The following is a 19,888-nucleotide window of genomic DNA, read 5'->3' as shown; positions in this document are numbered from 1 at the left end:
CAAATCAAGTACGGCGGGAGGCACTCGTGATGCGTTTTGCCTTTTGTAGAAGGTTTACTCCGTTATTTCAAATTATTCCGCATTCTTCCTTAACGCCGCCCAAACATAAAACGGAATGCCGGCCATCAGCAATAAAAAGCCGTAATAAACGGCTTCCTGCCCTGCGCCGGCAATAGCCCAAAGGGCATAGCCAAAGGCAAATATAGCCAGTGCAACGGCACCGGCCCAGCCGCCCGCGTTAGGATTATTACGCACCCTGATAACAAGGTATGCCGCCGCCGAAAGCAGGTAGGGGATGAGTACGCTCAGTAAGGAAAGCAACAGCAGAAATTTAAATTGCGCTACCAGGCCTTTGGTGTAGTTCATGGTCATGAACAGCGATACCATAACACTGCTGATGATGATACCCATGTAAGGCACGCCCTTTTTATTGGTGCGGCTAAAAATTGGCGGGAAAAGCTTGTCTTTTGAAATGGCATAAGGTACTTGTCCCTGCAGCAGCGTCCAGCCGTTTAACGAGCCAAAAGCGGCTATCGCGATACCCGCGCTAACCCAGTAACGGGCACTGTTGCCATAAATAGCAACGGCCGCATCGGCATAAGGGGTAACTGATTTTTGCAATTGCGCTGCCGGGATAATGCCGATAACGCTTACACTTCCCAATACATAAATAAAGGTGGTAATCAATAAACCAAGCATAGTGGCCCTCGCCACCGTTTTTTCGGGGTTGGCTACGCTGCCCGATGGTACTGTTGCGCTTTCAATGCCGATAAAAGCAAACATGGTCATGGTGGCGGTAGCCTGTAGTGCGCTGATGACACTGCCGCCGCTGCTGTTAAAAGGTGTAAAATTTGCAGCTTTGATAAAAAACAGACCGCCCACAGCAACCAGTAACAGCGGTAATACCTTTAAAATAGTGGTAATCAGTTGCAGTTTTCCGCCTGTAACAACGCCCTGCATATTGATATAGGCTAACAGCCATATGGAACACAATCCCGTACCAACGGCAATGACGCTGCTGCTTGCCAATATTGGAAAAAATGTGCTCAGCGCACTCACAAACGATATGGTAATGGCCGCGTTGGCACAGGCCACGGCAAGATAATACCCCCAGGCCACCAAAAAACCAATAAAATCGCCAAGGCCGTGGCGGGTATAGGCGTAAGGGCCGCCGGTAGCATGAGGCAGCAGCTTACTCAGGTTACTGAAAACCTTAGCCAGGAAAAACGAACCAATTGCCGAAAATACCCAGCCCAGCAAACCAATGCTCCCAAAATTGGCCATAGCGGCAGGCATCAGGAAAATACCGGCACCTATCATGTTGCCAATTACCAGCGAGGTGCTGGTCCAGAGGCCTAATTTGTTTTGTAGGGGCATGGTGATGTTACAGGTTTTCGAGTGTAGTGATCCAGTTGTTGAAGCGGGGGCTTTTGGCTCTTATTTTTTCTAAGCCGATGCTTTCGGCTAAGCCCGCCCCGTAAATAATTTTATCGTATCCATCAATTAGCCTAATTAACCTCCGAGATGGTGTGTTTTCAGGAGTGTCATTAATCAATTCAGGATTAGGATACTGTTGAATGATTTGTTCGAGTTCCGTTTTCTTAAAATCGTCTTCTCTAAGGTTGTCTTCAAATATTTTAATATCGTTAAATAACAATGCCTCGAATTCATGTAGTTGAATATAAGGAATGAATCTGTGGTTTAAGGATGGGGCGATAGCTAAGTGCATGGCAGTTTCGAGCAAATTCATTCTTTTGCCCTTATCCATTTCTTTTTTTGAAGCAGCCCATTCCGGAAAAGCAAACCTGTCTTGAATTCCGTAGTAATCAATAAAAGTCGTAACGATGACCGACTTTTCCTCTATTAAATGATTCTCTATTTGTTTTTTCAGAGCAGACCACGATACAATTCCGCCTCCTGATTTTTTTATTGTTGGATAATCTATGTGAATTGCATTGAAATGTGGCTGCAATACCTGTCTACAAAATTCCTGCTCGGTTTGTCCTTCGCAAATTATTATAATCCTCTTCATAATTGCTTACGGCTGCCCTCCCGTAATAATATTTTGTTGCCATAAATCACCTATCGAATAGTCATCGAGCCAAACTGATAGTTGGTCTCTTTGCAACCGTTTAAATTCGGTTTGCCCATTAATTTGGTCGACTGTAATGATATCTTCCGGTTCAAAATAATTAAGAAGTTCTGCTGATTGAGTGGCAACAATCACTTGTGTACCCCTCGATGCTGCACTTTTTATCATGCCGGCCAACTTTGTAATAGCAAACGGGTGCAATCCCAGTTCAGGTTCATCGATAATTATACTTTTTCGTAATCTTGGTTGCAAGAATAAAGCAGATAGTGCAATAAATCTAATAGTGCCGTCAGAAAGATCTGAGGCCCCATAAATAGTTGAACTGTATTTATCCTGCCACTGCAACCGAATATGGCCTTCTTCATTAGCTTGTAAAAAGAAATCGGAAAAGTAGGGAGCGACGCTTTGAATGGTTTTTATGATGCGATTATATACAATTTGCTCATTTTGCTTTATGTGATTTAAGAATGACGCAAGATTTCTTCCATCTTCATAAAAGAGGTAAGAGCCATTTTGTACATTGCTCATTTGAGTGAACGGCGAGTTTTTACCGGTATCATGAAAATGATATTTTTTCAGGCCATCTAAATGTTCTCTTATATATTTTGCAATATCCGTTGATGTTGTTTTAACAGAAGATTCCGGCTTGAAATTTGTGATATCTTTTGCAATATTTCGAAACCACAATTGCTCTTTTGTAAAGATAAATCCGTCATTTTCACTTTCTACGGTAAATGAATAGGTATTTATTCCTTTTTCGAAAGAAATAGATGCACTTATTTGGGGAGTCACCCTGCTGCCTTGATATAGAAACTTTTCTGCGCCACCGCTTCGACCTGTATATTCTGTAAGGTTTTGTGTGCCAACTCTATTTAAAAAATCAAAAAATGAAATAAAGTTACTCTTACCCGAGCCGTTAGCGCCAATCAAAATATTAATCGGTTTTAACTCCACTTTGGCCTCCCTGATGGATTTGTACCCTTTTATTTCAATATAGTCCATAAATACAAAGCTATCATTAAAATATTAATCGATATCAATTTACAAAAAGCTATCTGTTGTACAAAAACGATTTCGGGCTATTGGGTTCGGGAAGATTCTCAATCCCCTACATCCCCACTACTTCCCGCGTTTATAACCATCATCTCTTCAAAAAATAAAATCTTAACTAAACATTTGCCATCAAAATCGCTTTTATAGCAGGACTTGCTTTTTAAGCAACCGTCCCGTTTAAGCATAATCTGTCTGCCTGTAATGAAAAATAAAACAACCGTGATCGGTATTTTACTGATGCTGTGCGCGCTTTCTGTTATCAGTTTTAAAAACATCGGCATAAAAATAACGCTGCCAGCCAGGGATACTGCCAATGGAGGCTTGTTCCTGCCCGGCAAGTTTAAAGCTGTTGTTGTTGTTGACAGCCTGGAAGGCCGCGCAAGGCACATTGCGGTTAACAGCAATGGCGATATCTATGTAAAACTCCGCTTTCCCGATTCGATTGGCGGCAACGTGGCCATGCGAGATACCAATAGGGATGGCCGTGCAGACATCATTAAAAAGTTTGCTGATTATGAGGATAAAGGTCCGTACGGTACAGGTATGCGGGTACATAACGGTTATTTGTACTTCAGCTCGGAGGCTAATGTTTACCGTGTTAAATTAAACACGCAAACACTGGTGCCCGATGCTCCTTTAGAATTGATATTGCACGATGCCACCGCCCCGCACGAGCATGACGCCAAACCACTTGCTTTTGACGGTGCAGGGCACATGTATGTAGCTTACGGCGCACCATCCAATGCCTGCCAGGAGCAGAACCGCGTTCCGGGATCGAAGGGAATAAAGGGCTGTCCGCTTTTGCAGCAATATGGGGGCATCTGGCAGTTTGATGAGGCTAAGCCAAATCAAACTCAGGCTGATGGCATCCGTTATGCCACCGGAATGCGCAGTATTGTGGCAATGGACTGGAACACTGTCGATAACTGCCTGTACGTAGTAGCTCACGGCCGCGACGACTTGCGCCTGCAATTCCCCAAAGTGTTTACGGCCTGGCAAAGCGCCGTGCTGCCTGCCGAAGAGTTTATCAAAGTGACCAAAGGCACTGATGCAGGCTGGCCTTATTACTATTATGATCCCATAAAAAAGAAAAAACTACTTAACCCCGAGTACGGCGGCGATGGTAAAAAAGCGGGCAATGGTGCCAAATACACCCAACCCATTATGGCTTTCGCCGCACATTGGGCTCCTAACGATTTGTTGTTTTACACCGGCAACCAATTCCCGGCGAGGTATAAAGACGGGGCTTTTATAGCTTTTCATGGATCAACCAACCGCTCGCCATACCCGCAGGCCGGCTTTTTTGTATGCTTTGTGCCTTTTAAAAATGGCAGGCCTGCCGGCGCATGGGAAATTTTTGCCGATGGGTTTGCGGGTAAAAACACCGTAGTAAGCGTTAGCGAAGCAACTTACCGCCCTATGGGTTTGGCTATGGGGCCTGATGGCTCGCTTTATATCAGCGAAACAGAAAAAGGCAAAGTTTGGAAAGTGAGCTACACCGGCGATAAAACCCAATTTACTCCAACACAGCTGGCCGGCATGGAGCAACGCAAAAAACTGCCCGGCTTCCGCCTGCCCGATGTAATGAAAAGTGATTTGCAAACCGGCATGCTTAAAGGCGGCGCTAAAGTTTACAATACCTATTGTGCCAACTGCCACCAAAAAAACGGTCGGGGTGATGGTAACATGATTCCGCCGCTAAGCGGATCGGAGTGGGTAACCGGCGGGAAATACATGGATAAAGACCTGGCCATACGTGTATTGCTGAAAGGCCTGGATGGCCCCATTAAAGTGAAAAATCACCCGTACAACAGCGCCATGCCCAAACACGATTTTTTGAGCGACGCTGATATTGCTGCGGTACTAACCTACATCCGCAATAATTTTGGCAACAACAGCAGCCTTGTTACCGCCGCCGAAGTGAAGAAGATGCGGGCCGAAGTGGCCAGGGATAAATAATTACCAATTTTGCCTCGAACTGTAAGTTGAAGCCTGGGTTTATGTTTAAAATTAGGTTCTCTTTAATGATATTTGTATAACCGGTTAGTGCTTATAATGCACTTAAGCCGCCCGCCACTTATAGTATAGTAAAACATCAATATGGAAAAAAACATCTGCCGGGTATTAACCTGTGCTTTTTTGCTGATCATTGTATTCAACTTAAACTCGGCAGCACAAACAGTAACAACCAAAATATCCGGCGGATGGATAAAAGGAATTGAAGAAGGGCCAACATTGGTGTTTAAAGGCATTCCGTATGCTAAAGCGCCTGTTGGTCCTTTGCGTTTTATGCCGCCCCAGCCGGCGGCACCGTGGAAGGATACCTTATCCTGCCAGAAATTTGGCAGCATGGCAGCACAGGGTGGTGCCGAATTAAAAGGAAGTGAAGATTGCCTGTCGCTAAACGTTTACACCCCAACTACCGATAAAAATGCCAAACTGCCCGTGTTGGTTTGGGTGCACGGGGGAGCGCTTACCGGTGGCTCGGGCATGGGCATGAACGGTCACGCCTTTGCCGACGATGATAGTGTGGTAACGGTTACCATCAATTACCGTCTTGGTGTTTTTGGCTTTATGTATTTGGGTGATGTTAATAACGCCTATAAAACTTCGGCAAATAATGGTCTGCTTGATCTTATCATGGCCCTTAAATGGATCAGGCAAAATATTGCTGCCTTGGGTGGCGATGCCTCGCGGGTAACGGTGATGGGCGAATCGGCAGGGGCAAAGCTTAGCAGTGCCCTGCTGGCAACGCCGCTGGCTAAAGGGTATTATAGCCAGCAGGTTTTAGAGAGTGGCGGGGTACAATGCATCCGCGATTCGGTTACGACCAAAGGTATCAGGCAGCGGCTAATGACCGAACTTGGCGTAAGTAAACCGGCCGACCTGCTTAAAATATCAACAGAAAAACTCATAGCTGCCCAATCAAAAATTGCCAACGGCGCACAGGGCACCAATTACTGGGGGCCGGTGAGCGACGGTGTAGTAATTGACGGCGATGCCTACCAGGCTGTACGTAAACTAAATAACAGCAAGGTGCGCTTCATTATCGGCACCAATAAGTTTGAAAGCAAAATGTTTATAGCGGGCGATAAGCGCCTTAATCAACCCGATAGTACGGTGCTGTACGGCTGGTTTGGCAATAACTACCGTTATGTGCTTGATGCCTATCAAACCGAAGCAAAAAAAACAAGTGCCGATAGCGCCGCGTTAAAAGTGTTAACCCAATACATGTACCAGATGCACAGCTACCGCTTAGCCAACACCCTGGCCCAGGCCGGGAACCATGTATGGCTATACCGTTTTGATTATAAGCGCGATGGCACAGGCGCTACCCATGCCGATGAGCTGGCTTACCTGTGGTTTAACCCCAGGCAAAATAACTTTAACGATACCGAAAAGCAATTGGCCGCGCAGATGCACCAAAACTGGGTAAACTTTATAAAAGGCAAAACGCCCGGCGAAGTGAGCGGCAAAACATGGCCGCATTTTGTTGCCGGCGAAAATAGTATTGTGGTTTTTGATGCTGTTTCGGGGCCGGTGCAGCTTAGCAATGTTTATAATGATAAGGCCAGTCCGTCGGCTTGTTTTGTGCTGAAATAAATGGGTTTAATTATCGTGCAGGAGGAGATAAATAATGCTTTTTATTAATTTGTAGGCGTTGCTTTAAATAAGCAGCAACTCAACGGTTAATATATTATAGCCGGTGGTTGTGCGCTTTTAAATCGAAACATTATTAACAGTTTTGCGTATATCCGTATCAAAAATATAAATACGCCTTTTAAAGCCGTTAGCATTTTAATAACGTAAGTACCGGCAGCATAAATATTTTTGTAAATCATCTGCATGATGATTTGTTGATATCGCAATTAAATAATACCCCTACATTGAAATGGCCGATCCAAAATTTGCGGTAAACCGCTGCTGTATTAAACTTTTTTTAAAGTGTATACTGTTTTTATTATGCTGGTGGCCCTTAACAACCCTTGCCCAGATCTCCGATTCGCGCTTCAGGCATATCAGCAGCGAACAAGGCCTTTCAAATACTACCATCAATTGTATTTTTCAGGATAGCCGCGGTTTTATGTGGTTTGGCACCCGCGATGGGCTTAACCGTTATGATGGCTCGAAAGTAGTGATCTACCGTAACAACCCTGCCGATAAAACCAGTATCAGCGATAATTTTATCAATTGTATTTATGAGGATGCCAATCATAAACTATGGATAGGTACCAATTATAACCTCAATAAATTTGACCCGGTAACGGGTAAGTTTACACGTTGCGGCTTTAACAATACAGGGATCAATACCTTGTACCGGTATGATGACCATAACGTTTGGGTGGGTACGCAGGGCAAGGGGATTCGCCTGCTTGATATAAATACCTGCCGCCCTCAGAATTTTGCACATGGTAATTTTCCGGGTTTGGTTTGCGATACCATTAACACCCTTTACCAGGATGCAGCCAAAACACTTTGGGTAGGTACTCCGCACGGCCTCAGTACATTTAACGCAGCCACCAAAGCCTTCAACCCCGTAAATGTTGCCGAAGTTATTGCAAGCCCCATCGTTTCGATAACTGCCGACCGGGCTGATAACCTTTGGATAGGGATCAGTGGTACAGGCGTAGGGCGCTTGAATGCCACCACCAAACAATTTAAGCTTTTTGCACACAATGATACGGATGCCGGCAGCCTTTCGGGCAACCTGGTATTGCAGGTGATGTGCGATAAGGATGGCAGCATTTGGGTTGGTACCTTTAACCAGGGCATGAACTGGTTTGATGCCAAAAACAACACTTTTGTTAAATACTTTCCAAAGCCCGAAAATGCAGGCAGTATCTCCAACACCACCGTATCGGCTATTTATGAGGATGTGCAGCATAACCTTTGGATAGGCACCCACCGCGGTGGCATTAATCTGTACACTGCCGGCACCGATAAATTCAGACTCTATCGCCAGGGTATCAACCAAAATACTTTGAGCTATAATGATGTAAAGGCTTTTTTTGAAGATAGCAAAGGCAACATCTGGGTGGGTACAGACGGAGGTGGCTTAAACAGGTTCGACCGTAAAACGGGCCTGTTTCGCCAATATAAACATGATCCGCAAAACCCCTCGAGTATTTCATCAGATGCGATACAGGATATAGCCGAAGATGCACAGGGCAATCTGTGGGTAGGCACCTGGGGAGGTGGCCTTAACCTGATGAATACCTCAACAGGAACTTTTACCCGCTTTAAAGCCAATCCTAAAAATGCCGGTGCCCTGAGCTCTGATTTTATGCAGCGGATGCTGCTGGATAGCAAAGGCAATTTTTGGGTAACCACCTATTTTGGCGGTTTAAACCTGCTCAACCCTAAAACCCATAGCTTTACAAGGGTATTGAAAGGTGCCGATGGTAAAACAGGTTTTAAAGGGAAAAACGTAGTATCGGCAGGAGAAGACAAAGATGGTAATGTTTGGTTTGGTACCGATGATGGGGGCCTTAATTGTTATAACTTAAGTGCCGGGCGCTTTACCCATTACTTTGATCACCTGAAGAAAAACACCGATTCGCGGGTGATATTTGCCGATAGCAGAGGACGTATTTGGATAGGGATGGCCGGTTTATATTTGTTTGATAAGGCTAAAAATACTTTTAATCTCTACACTCATAAAGGTAACCTCGCCACCGATTTTATTAAAGGTATAACCGAGGACGAAAACCACGCGCTTTGGATCTCTACTTCAACCGGCATCAACAGGCTTAACCCGCAAACCGGCGAAAACAAACAGTTTAGTCCTTACGATGGTTTGCAGGATATTGAGTTTGAAGCCAATGCCTATTTAAAAACCCGTGACGGCGAAATGTTTTTTGGCGGCATAAAAGGCTTCAACAGTTTTTATCCCCGCAATATTAAGCCTAACACGGTTATTCCTCCGGTTTATATCACCGATTTTCAGCTCTTTAATAAATCGGTATTAACGGGCGCAGCCGATTCGCTATTGAAGAAAAAAATCGGATTTACCGAAAAAATTACGCTTAACTATAACCAGTCTGCCATTGCTTTCAATTTTATAGCCCTTAATTACATAGTAAGCCGCAATAACCAATATAAATATAAGCTGGAATGTTTTGATAAACAATGGATTGATGCAGGTACCGAAAAGCGAGCGGCTTACACCAATCTTGATCCGGGTACTTATGTATTCCGCGTAATAGCATCTAATAATGATGGCGTATGGAACACAAAAGGAGCATCGATAACTATTGTCATCATCCCGCCGTTTTGGGTTACCTGGTGGTTCAGGCTATTGGTTGTTATCCTGATTATTGCAGCGGCATATAGCTTTTACGCTTACCGGATCAATGCCATCCAACGCCAAAAAGAAGAACTTGAACGGCTGGTAAAAGAGCGTACCCGTGAGGTGGTTCAAAAATCTGAGCAGTTGCAGGAGGCCAACGAAGAGCTGCATGCCCAGGCCGAAGAATTACAGGTACAATCGGAAGAACTGCAGGTGCAATCAGAACATTTGCAGGTACTGAACGAAGAACTTACCATCCAGAAAGAGCAGGAACACCAGGCCCGCGAAGAAGCCGAAAAGGCCAACCAGGCCAAAAGTATCTTCCTGGCTACCATGAGCCACGAAATCAGGACACCGATGAACGGTGTGATTGGCATGGCATCGCTGCTTGGGGAAACCAAACTTGATTTTGAACAGCGCGAGTATACCGATACCATCATCAATTGCGGCGAAAGCTTGCTGAGCGTGATCAACGATATCCTCGATTTTTCGAAGATCGAATCGGGCAAGATGGATATTGAGCATGAGGATTTTGATTTGCGGGCCACGGTTGAGGAAGTAATGGAACTGTTTGCCCAACGCGCCGCCCAGCAAAAGATCGACCTGATCTATCATATCGACGAAGATGTGCCCATCCACATTGTTGGCGACAGTCTGCGGATAAAGCAGGTGCTCATCAACCTCATTAACAATGCCATCAAATTCACCACCAAAGGCGAGATTTTTGTAAAAGTTTTCCTGAAGGAACAAATTGCCGAGAGTATTGAAATTGGTTTTGGTGTGAAGGATACGGGCATCGGCATCCCCGAAGAAAAAATTGGCAAGCTGTTTAAAGCCTTTTCGCAGGTTGATTCGTCAACCACCCGCAAATATGGCGGTACCGGTTTAGGGCTTGCTATTTGCGAGCGCCTGGTGCACCTGATGGGCGGCGAAATTTCGGCGGCAAGCCGTTATGGCGAAGGCTCGGTGTTTAGCTTTTCCATTAAAACGGTGCAAAGCAAAAACCCGGTACGTACGCCGTTGCTGTGCGATCTGGCCATGCTTCAAGGCTTGCGTGTGTTAATTGTTGATGATAACGATACCAACCTGTTCATCCTCCGTACGCAATTGGAGCACTGGAAACTAAAGCCGGTAACTGCTTCCTCGGCATACGAAGCTTTGGAAATATTGGAAAAAGACAGTGGTTTTAAATTGCTGATTACCGACATGGAGATGCCCGGTATGGATGGCATAGGTTTAGCCAACGAGGTAAAAGCGAAATACAACTGGCTGCCTATTGTGATGTTGAGCTCGATAGGTGATGAAACGAGGAGCAAATATCCGGGTCTGTTCTCATCTATATTGGTAAAACCGGTTAAGCAGTATCATTTATGCATGAGCATTTACAAGGCCTTTAACCAGGAAGAAGCTCCTGCACCTGAAACTATATCCAAAAATGTACTCCCTGCAGATTTTGCGCAAAACCACCCGCTGCGGATTTTAGTGGCCGAGGATAATACCATTAACCAGAAACTGATTGAACGGGCATTAGCCAAATTGGGTTACAAACCCGATATGGTCCTGAACGGTAAGATCGTACTCGAAATGCTGGCTAAAAAACACTATGATGCGATATTGATGGATATCCAGATGCCCGATATGGATGGACTGGAAACCACCGGGCACATCCGCGCGCAGGGAGGCAGGCAACCCTATATAGTAGCCATGACTGCCAACGCCATGCAGGAAGACCGCGATGTGTGTATCAAAGCAGGTATGGATGATTATTTGTCAAAACCGATGAGGTTGGAGGAGTTGGTTGAGGTGTTGGAGAAGGTGCAGGTGTTTGGGTGAGTTTTGTGCATAGTTTGAGAATTAGTCACGCAAAGGCGCAAAGCCGCAAAGATTTTTTTTGTGGATGGTTTGAGAATTTAAGAGCGCAAAGGAGGGCAAAGTCGCAAGGTCTTTTAATTTACGAATTAGATGCAACAAGCGCGGTGGCCTGACAGAAAAGCGGGCCGGGAGTATGGCCTTGTGGGCTGAAGCTTTTTTCTGTCTTGGGTTTTTGGTTACTTTTGGGCCAAGCCAAAAGTAACAGCCTCCGCGGCAAATGAGCGGCCAATGTTGGTATTATAACACTAAGCTCTTATTTATCGGGAATAACGAATGCCGCTTGCTATGCTCCACCGTTGCCCTCGGCGAACAATAGTACATTTAGTTTTTCGAATTTGCGGCCATATAAACCATAAGCACGGCACCCGAAACTGCAATGTAAAATAATATCAAATAGGCGATATAAGCTTTTTTTATGTTTGCCAGTTTTTTTACAACTATCGGATCAATCTCTTTTTTAATAACGAGATTGAGAAGTTTCAAGGAAAATCGTTTATGAGTATTTATCCTTCCTGATTCATACAACCAGAGGCTTTGACATCCAAAATACAAATTGCAGATACCAATTATTATAAAAAGACAGAAGACGATCATGATTCGATTTAGTTGATATGATAGGGTTTGGTTAAGCAAATATCTACATTACTTTTTTTCGAAGATAAGTAAATTTAAAAAGAGCTTTATTCAGTCTCCATTATCTAAATACCACCTCCATCACCTCCCAAACTTTGATACCAACCTAAATTTTCGCATGTTTACGTTTCAATTACAAATTTACTGAACACTGTTCAGTAAATTTGCTGCTGTTAATATTACTATGGGAGTATCTGAAAGAAAAGAGCGCGAAAAAATGGAAATGAAGGAGCTGATCAAAGCTGCTGCGTTAAAGCTTTTTTTGGAGGATGGTGTAGCCAAAACTTCCATCCGTAATATTGCCGATGAGATTGAATACAGTCCGGGTACCATTTACCTGTATTATAAGGATAAGGACGAGTTGCTGTACGAGGTACAAAGTGAAGCTTTTGGCAAACTATTAAAGGTTTTTGAGGAAAATGCTACCAGCGAAGACCCTGTTGAGCGCCTGTTGCAGCTTAGCCGTACTTACATCAACTTCGGCTTAAATAACCCGGAATTGTACGACCTGATGTTTATCATCCGCGCGCCTACAAACGTAGATGAAGAGATCCACAAAGCTAATGGCGGCAACTGCCTTGATTTTTTAACCGATTGCCTGGCAGCCTGCGTGGCCGGTGATAGTTTGGTGGTTACTAATGTACAGGCAGCCACGTTACAAATGTGGGCAATGGTTCATGGCCTGGTATCGCTTAACCTGCGCTGCAGGTTAAAAGTAATGGATGCTTCTGAAGAAGAGATCCCTCATATATTACTGGCTACTATGGAAAGTTATATCCGTTCTGTAACAAAATAAAATTTTTTTGAACTAATAATAAACATCGTTCATTTTTTAAACATTTATTACAATTTAATCAAAGTTCAATCGTCTACATCAGTAGTTGAGCATCTAAAAAGAAAAGAATAAAAATTTTTTACTCCAATACTAAACATTGTTCATTATGTATACAACATTTATCAGGCTGTCACTTTTACTGGTTGCGCTTACCGGTATTAGTCAGGGCGGGGCTTATGCCCAAACGGGGCGGCTGGACGGTTATATTGCCGATGCCTTCGCCCAAAATCAGGGTTTAAAAGAGCAACAATTTAACCTCGATAAAGCCCTTTACGATTTAAAAGAAGCACAGGCTATGTACCTGCCAACGGTTAGCGTATTAGGCAGCTACACCAAATCATCGGGCGGGCGTACTATTGATGTGCCGGTTGGCGATCTCATCAATCCGGTTTATACGGCGCTTAACCAGCTTACCAACTCCAACAAGTATCCTATGCTGCAAAACCAGTCGTTTTTGCTTAATCCGGATAATTTTTATGACGCCAAGGTGCGTACCAGTTTGCCGTTAATCAATGCCGAGATCAGGTATAACAAACTCATCAAACAACAGCTCATCAACAGCCAGCAGGCAGCGGTTAACGTTTATAAACGCGCATTGGTAAAAGATATTAAAACGGCCTACTACCGTTATTACCAGGCTTTGCAGGGCGTGGCTACCTATAACAGCGCCATGCTGCTTATTAAAGAAAACATCCGCGAAAACGAAAGCCTGCTCCGTAACGGTGTACGTAATGGAACGGCTTTACTCCGTGCGCAAACTGAGCAGCAAAAAACCAGTGCCTCGTTAATACAGGCACAGCATGCGGTACAAAACGCGCGCTCATACTTCAACTTTTTGCTTAACCGTCCTCTTACCGATTCGATCATTGTTGACCAGGATGCCGTTACCGCAGTACAGGCCATGGCCGATACCACTGCCGGAACAGCAAAGCGCGAAGAGCTGAACCAGTTGCGCACCTTACAACAGGTTTATACACTTGATTATAAACTGCAAAAATCCGGCTTTATCCCCAAGGTAAATACGTTTATCGATCTTGGTTCACAGGGATTTGATTTCAACATAAATAATAAAACCCGCTATTACCTGTGGGGCGTTAACCTGCAATGGGACATATTTACCGGCGGGCAGCGAAAGGCCCGCGCGGCACAATCGCATGCAAAAATTCAGGCGGCAACCGCCCAGCTCGATCAAACTACACAGCAATTAAACCTTCAGTTAGATCAGGCTTACAATAACTATCAATCGGCCAAAGCAGCTTATCAAAGTTCGGTTTCACAGTTAACCTTTGCAGGCAAATATTATAACGATCAGCTTAAAGCTTACCGGGCCGGCCAGCTCCTGTACCTCGAATTGGTTGACGCTCAAAATCAGCTTACCAATTCCCGCCTGCAAATTGCCGATACCCAGGCAGGCCTGCAGGTAGCCCTTGCCGAACTGGAGCGCGACCAGGCCACTTATCCCATTAACAACCTCAACACCAAATAAAAACACACAATGAAAACATTAAGATACACCGGCTTATTACTTTGCCTGCCATTTATATACGGTTGTGGTTCCAAACCCAAAGCCGTTACCTCCAACGCTAATACCGATACCATCCCCGTACAGGTAATGCCCCTGCAACAGCAAAGCGGCAATACATCTATCACCGTATCGGGCCAGTTCACTACCGATGACGAGGTGATGCTATCCTTCAAAACAGGTGGCATCATCAATACGGTAAATGTTAAAGAAGGCGATGCCGTTAAAAAAGGCCAGTTGTTGGCTACCCTTAATCCTACAGATATCAACGCCCAGTTGCAACAAGCCCAGTTGGCTAACGAAAAAGCCGGGCGCGATTATCAGCGTACACAAAACCTGTATCAAGATAGTGTGGCTACTTTAGAGCAATTGCAGAATGCCAAAACCGCCATGCAACAGGCTAAACAGCAGCTGAACATGGCGGTATTTAATCAACAATACTCGCAGATCCGTGCGCCAAAAGATGGTTATATATTGAGGAAACTGGCCAATGCCGGGCAGCAGGTTACCGCCGGCACAGCTGTGCTGCAAACCAATGGTGCAGGTGCGGGCGAGTGGAAGCTAAGGGTAGGCATCAGCGACCATGAATGGGCTGCCTTGCAAATCAATGATAAAGCCGAAATTGAAACCACCGCATTGCCCGGCCAAACATTACAAGGCGTAGTAACCCGCCGATCGGAAGGTGTGGATGCAGCTACGGGTACTTTTAGTGCCGATATTACGCTTACGGGGGCCAAGCCAAAAGCCATAGCATCGGGCATGTTTGGTAAGGCGACGATCAGCATTCAACATGGCAAAACTACCGGAAGCCAAACCTGGCAAATTCCGTACGAAGCCCTTTTAGATGGCGACGGGGCCAACGGCTATGTATTTGTGACCGATGATAACAAAACAGCCCGCAAGGTAAAAGTAACCGTTGCCGCTATCGATAAAAATACGGTAACCATTACCGATGGCCTGGCTAATGCCCGGTCGCTCATTATTTCGGGTTCGGCTTATTTAACGGATAGCAGTGCCATTATTGTTCAATCTCCTAAAACAGCATCCAAATGAAAATATCAGAGTATGCTGTAAAAAACAGCCAGTTTACGCTGGTCATTTTTTTGATGATCATTGTTTTGGGGATCACCACTATATTGAATATGCCCCGCTCGGAAGATCCGGAAATGCATGCGCCCGCTTACCTCATTATAGTGAATTATCCGGGTACCAGTCCCCGGGATATTGAGGATAGGGTGGTAACGCCTTTGGAGAAAGTGATTTCGGGTTTGGATGATATCAAACGCGTGCGCACCAGTGTAGCCAATGGTGTGGCGGTGATCAGGGTGGAGTATAAGTACAGCTCCAATATCGATTCCAAATACCAGGAAATAGTACGCGAGGTAAATAACAAGCGCGCCGAATTGCCTGCCGAGATCACCAATATCGACATCCAGAAGCAACAACCATCGGATGTGAATGTATTACAGGCTGCATTGGTATCAGAAAATGCTCCGCGTAGCAAGCTGCAATACTACGCCGAGAAATTGCAGGACGAACTGGAAAAAGTATCCGCACTAAAACAGGTGAATATTTTCGGCTTGCCCGGCCAACAGGTAAGGATAGAACTTAATCTCGAAAAAATGTCGCAGATGCATTTGCCGGTAAGTGCCGTGGTGAATAGTTTACACAGCGAAATGGCCAGCATCCCCGGTGGTAGTGTTGATGCATCAAAACTCACTTTCAATATTAAAACTAATGATTACCGTACGCTTGATGCGGTGAACAATACCATCGTTTACGCGGCAGGCGGGAAAAACATCGCCCTAAAAGATATAGCGCATGTTTACTATGGTTATGGCGAGGAAAAGCACATTGCCCGCCTCAATGGTCACCGCTGCGTATTTGTGGTGGCAGCCCAAAAGGAAGGCGAGAACATCAACCGTACACAAGCCCAGTATGTAAAAGTACTGGCTGATTTCAAAAAAATCCTGCCCGCCAATATCGACCTGGTACAAAACTTTGACCAGGCTGATAACGTGAACCGCAGGCTCACCGGCCTGAGCCATGATTTTATTATCGCCATTTTGCTGGTAGCCATTACCTTGTTACCATTAGGCATCCGCCCGGCGGTTATTGTAATGATCTCTATCCCGCTTTCGCTGGCTATTGGTATTGTGTTGCTGCAACTCTTTGGCTTCAACCTCAATCAATTAAGTATTGTAGGGTTAGTTGTAGCATTAGGACTATTGGTAGATGACAGCATTGTGGTGGTAGAAAACATTGAGCGATGGATGCTGGAAGGTCACAGCCGTATGGAGGCCACGCTGAAAGCTACCGGGCAGATAGGCATGGCCGTGGTAGGTTGTACCGTAATCCTGATTATTGCCTTTATGCCCCTGGTATTTTTACCCGAAGGTTCGGGCGATTTTATCCGCTGCCTGCCGCTGGCGGTAATATTTTGCGTACTGGCTTCAATGGCGGTATCGTTAACTATTATTCCCTTTTTATCAAGCCGTTTATTGAAAAACCATACCAGTAATCCCGAGGGGAATTTCCTGATGCGCGGTTTGAAAAGAATGATCCACGGTAGCTATGCCCGTTTATTAGATAAAGCTTTGCAAAGGCCGTTCATCACCATTGGTGTTGCTGTGGTGATATTTGTGGCATCGCTGCAATTGTTTGGGGTGATAGGTTTTAGCTTGTTTCCATCCTCAGAGAAACCGCAGTTCCTGATCAATATCACTACGCCAAATCAATCCAACCTGCCTTATACCGATTCGATAACACGGGCTATTGAAAAAGAACTGAAACAGGAACCAATAATTAAATACTACGCCAGCAATGTTGGCCACGGTAACCCGCGAATTTACTACAATGTAATTGCCGAAAACAACCGCAGCGATTTCGCGCAGCTGTTTATCCAGTTGGATGAAGATACCCGCCCCGATGCCAAGCTGGCCCTGATCCAGAAGCTGCAAAACCGTTGGGCGCATTATCCCGGTGCCAAGGTAGAGGTTAAAAACTTTGAACAGGGCCCGCCTGTAGTTGCCCCGGTAGAGGTGCGCCTGTTTGGCGAAAACCTGGATACCCTGCGCGCACTATCCCTTAAAGTAGAAAAAATGCTGCACCAAACTCCGGGTACCATGTATGTGAATAACCCTGTTAGTTTGTTAAAAAGTGATATCCGCGTGGCTGTGAATAAAGATAAAGCCCAGCAGTTAGGGGTAACATCATTAGCTGTTGATCAGATTGCCCGCCTTGCCGTAACCGGCCTGGATATGGGTACCTATTACAATAACGATAACAAATATGGCTACGCCGTTTTGCTAACGCGAATGAAGGATGGTCGCCCTAACCTGGATGCCTTCCGCAACCTGTACGTAAACAATGCCCAGGGTAACGCCCTGCCGCTAAACCAGGTGGCTGATCTGAAGCTGGAAGCATCGCCGGCCATTATCAATCACCAGGAAAAGAAGCGTGTGGTATCTGTACAGGCCAACGTGCAGAAAAACTTTTTGGTAAGCCGTGTGCTTGATGATGTGCAACAGAAGATGGATAAAATGAAGCTGCCGGTGGGTTATAGCTACGAGATGGGTGGTGAAGTGGAATCGCGCAATAACTCATTCGGCGGTTTTTTAAGTATCATCCTCGTAACCGTATTTATGTTTATTGCAGTTTTGGTATTGTTGTTTAAAACGTTCAAAAGCATGCTCATTATCCTGTCGGTTATTCCGTTGGGGGTAGTTGGCGCGGCGGTAGCGCTTTGGGTTAGCGGCAACTCGTTATCGTTTGTAGCTATTATCGGGCTAATTGCGTTGGCGGGAATTGAAGTAAAAAACACCATTTTACTGGTCGATTTTACCAACCAGTTAAGGCGGCAGGGCAAAGGCTTGCAGGAGGCCATTCGTGAGGCGGGTGAGGTGCGCTTTTTACCAATAGTGCTTACCTCATTAACAGCCATTGGTGGTTTGATCCCTATCGCGATATCAACCAATCCGTTGATCTCGCCGCTGGCCATTGTATTGATAGGCGGGTTAATCAGCTCAACATTATTATCACGAATTGTAACACCAATAATTTATGAGTTAATACCACCTGCTGTTGAGGTGGAGGAGCAGGCGAAGTAAGCCTTTATTGTATGTTCGGGATAAGAAAAACTTTATAGCATTTCAATAAGCAAGGGAGAAATTGTATTAGCTACGATCAAAATGCTTCCTCTGGCTGTAACCTGCATAAGTTTTTTCTTATTCCGAACTTGCGCTTAATATCCAATTTTAAGTACATCAACAAGGTATATACTTAAAAATAAAGCTGCTGCAGAAACAAATCATTAATTGATGTTTTTAAATGGTTGTGGCGCAAAGCCTAACCAATAAAGCACGGTTTACACAATATATTGGTATTTTTATACCGTGCATCCGCTGATACAACATATCCAGAAAATAACGGGCAATCGCGAAACCGACGGACAAAAAATCCTGTCGTATTTCGAAGCCCGGATGTATAAAAAAAAGGATTTGTTACTGGAAGAAGACAAGCCCTGCAACGCGTACTTTTTTGTAGTAAAAGGCTGCCTTCGTTTGTTTTTTATCGATAGCAACGGCATGGAGCAAACCATGCAGCTCGCGCTCGAAAATTGGTGGATGACCGATCTGGATGCTTTCCGTACCGGGCGACGATCAACGTATACCATCCAGGCCCTTGAAAATGCCGAAGTATTGGTGTTGAGCGCTAAAAACTACGCTCTACTGCCGGAAGAAATTCCTTTGATGGAAAAATATTTCCGACTGATGTATGAGCGCGCTTTTGCAGCCTCCCTTAGTAGAGTGCGAATGATTTCGAGAATGCCCAAAAATGAAATTTTCGAACTTTTTGAATCCCGGTACCCCGAGTTTATTCAACGTATCCCGCAAAAAGTATTAGCCTCCTTTTTAGGTTTCACACCCGAATACCTGAGCGAATTGCGTAAAAAACGCATTGAACATAAACCCCTATGACCCAACAGCTCATCGCCCATATCCAACAACTCCTTCCCGGTTTTACTATACGACGGGAACAGCTGTCTCATTTTTTTGAAACGATAGCAGTTAAAAAAGATACCGTGCTTTTAAGCGAGGGAGCAACCTGCGATACCATTTACTTTGTTAACCAAGGCTGCCTGTATTTATTTTACGACTATAATGATAAGCGGGAGGTGATCCATTTTGCACTCGAAAACTGGTGGTTAACCGATTATAAAACCTTTTGCGATAGCAAGCCCGCGGTATATGCCATTGCCGCCATGGAAGATTCGGAAATAACCTGCCTGAGCCGGGCAAATTACGAGGCCATGTTATTGCAATTCCCCGTTATGGCGCTGTATTTTAATAAAATTCATGAACGGGCTTACGGGGCGGCTTTGTATAAGCAAAAAACATTTGCCACTACCTCCAAACCGGATTTTTATAATTATTTCCGCCGAACTTACCCGGTGTTGATCCAAAGGATTCCGGATGAGATCTTTGCATCCTACATCGGCGTTTCGCCCGAAGTTTTACGCCAATTGCAGGCCGCATTTGTTTCTTAAACCAGCTTAAGTTTTCCCGGCGTTTGGCTGCCCATCTTTGTATC

At 45.0% G+C, this 19,888-nt stretch carries 12 protein-coding genes; 9 read left to right on the top strand and 3 right to left on the bottom strand.

The window, feature by feature from the left end; translation table 11 throughout:
- Window positions 1-72: 72 nt before the first annotated feature.
- Genes HYN43_RS22150 through HYN43_RS22140 form a run of 3 tightly spaced genes read right to left on the bottom strand, consistent with a single transcriptional unit; the run spans window position 73 to window position 3,094 of the window.
- Window positions 73-1,377 carry an amino acid permease gene (locus HYN43_RS22150; protein WP_119406113.1) on the bottom strand — a complete coding sequence of 435 codons (1,305 nt, stop codon included), beginning with the start codon at window positions 1,375-1,377 and terminating at the stop codon, window positions 73-75.
- 7 nt (window positions 1,378-1,384) lie between these two features.
- The gene (locus HYN43_RS22145) at window positions 1,385-2,032 is read right to left on the bottom strand and encodes a DUF4276 family protein (RefSeq protein WP_119406112.1); all 648 of its coding nucleotides are present in this window, start codon (window positions 2,030-2,032) and stop codon (window positions 1,385-1,387) included.
- A gap of 6 nt (window positions 2,033-2,038) precedes the next feature.
- A complete protein-coding gene (locus tag HYN43_RS22140; protein ID WP_119406111.1) occupies window positions 2,039-3,094 on the bottom strand; it encodes an AAA family ATPase in 1,056 nt (351 codons plus the stop codon).
- 252 nt (window positions 3,095-3,346) lie between these two features.
- Here HYN43_RS22140 and HYN43_RS22135 point away from each other — a divergent pair, with 252 nt between their 5' ends.
- The 9 genes from HYN43_RS22135 to HYN43_RS22095 all read left to right on the top strand — a co-directional run bounded on the left by HYN43_RS22135 (window position 3,347) and on the right by HYN43_RS22095 (window position 19,844).
- A complete protein-coding gene (locus HYN43_RS22135; protein WP_119406110.1) occupies window positions 3,347-5,104 on the top strand; it encodes a PQQ-dependent sugar dehydrogenase in 1,758 nt (585 codons plus the stop codon).
- 141 nt (window positions 5,105-5,245) lie between these two features.
- Window positions 5,246-6,748 carry a carboxylesterase/lipase family protein gene (locus HYN43_RS22130; RefSeq protein WP_119406109.1) on the top strand — a complete coding sequence of 501 codons (1,503 nt, stop codon included), beginning with the start codon at window positions 5,246-5,248 and terminating at the stop codon, window positions 6,746-6,748.
- A 289-nt stretch (window positions 6,749-7,037) separates the two neighbouring features.
- Complete coding sequence (locus tag HYN43_RS22125; protein ID WP_119406108.1) at window positions 7,038-11,267, top strand: hybrid sensor histidine kinase/response regulator; 4,230 nt, start codon at window positions 7,038-7,040, stop codon at window positions 11,265-11,267.
- A gap of 856 nt (window positions 11,268-12,123) precedes the next feature.
- Entirely contained in the window at window positions 12,124-12,735 is a 612-nt protein-coding gene (locus HYN43_RS22120; RefSeq protein ID WP_119406106.1) for a TetR/AcrR family transcriptional regulator, read from the top strand.
- 145 nt (window positions 12,736-12,880) lie between these two features.
- Window positions 12,881-14,260: a TolC family protein gene (locus tag HYN43_RS22115; RefSeq protein ID WP_119406105.1), complete on the top strand. Its 1,380-nt coding sequence runs from the start codon at window positions 12,881-12,883 to the stop codon at window positions 14,258-14,260.
- A gap of 9 nt (window positions 14,261-14,269) precedes the next feature.
- Window positions 14,270-15,349: an efflux RND transporter periplasmic adaptor subunit gene (locus HYN43_RS22110; RefSeq protein WP_119406104.1), complete on the top strand. Its 1,080-nt coding sequence runs from the start codon at window positions 14,270-14,272 to the stop codon at window positions 15,347-15,349.
- The gene (locus tag HYN43_RS22105) at window positions 15,346-18,405 is read left to right on the top strand and encodes an efflux RND transporter permease subunit (RefSeq protein ID WP_119406103.1); all 3,060 of its coding nucleotides are present in this window, start codon (window positions 15,346-15,348) and stop codon (window positions 18,403-18,405) included. Before HYN43_RS22110 ends, HYN43_RS22105 begins: the two co-directional genes overlap by 4 nt.
- 285 nt (window positions 18,406-18,690) lie before the next feature.
- On the top strand, window positions 18,691-19,275 hold the full coding sequence (locus HYN43_RS22100; RefSeq protein WP_119406102.1) for a Crp/Fnr family transcriptional regulator: 585 nt from the start codon (window positions 18,691-18,693) through the stop codon (window positions 19,273-19,275).
- The gene (locus HYN43_RS22095) at window positions 19,272-19,844 is read left to right on the top strand and encodes a Crp/Fnr family transcriptional regulator (protein WP_119406101.1); all 573 of its coding nucleotides are present in this window, start codon (window positions 19,272-19,274) and stop codon (window positions 19,842-19,844) included. The genes HYN43_RS22100 and HYN43_RS22095 overlap by 4 nt, the downstream gene beginning before the upstream one ends.
- The last annotated feature ends 44 nt before the right edge of the window (window positions 19,845-19,888 follow it).

Origin of the sequence: Mucilaginibacter celer (assembly GCF_003576455.2) — a bacterium.
Classification (GTDB): Bacteria; Bacteroidota; Bacteroidia; order Sphingobacteriales; family Sphingobacteriaceae; genus Mucilaginibacter; species Mucilaginibacter celer.
This window is presented reverse-complemented; position numbering and strand designations above follow the sequence as displayed.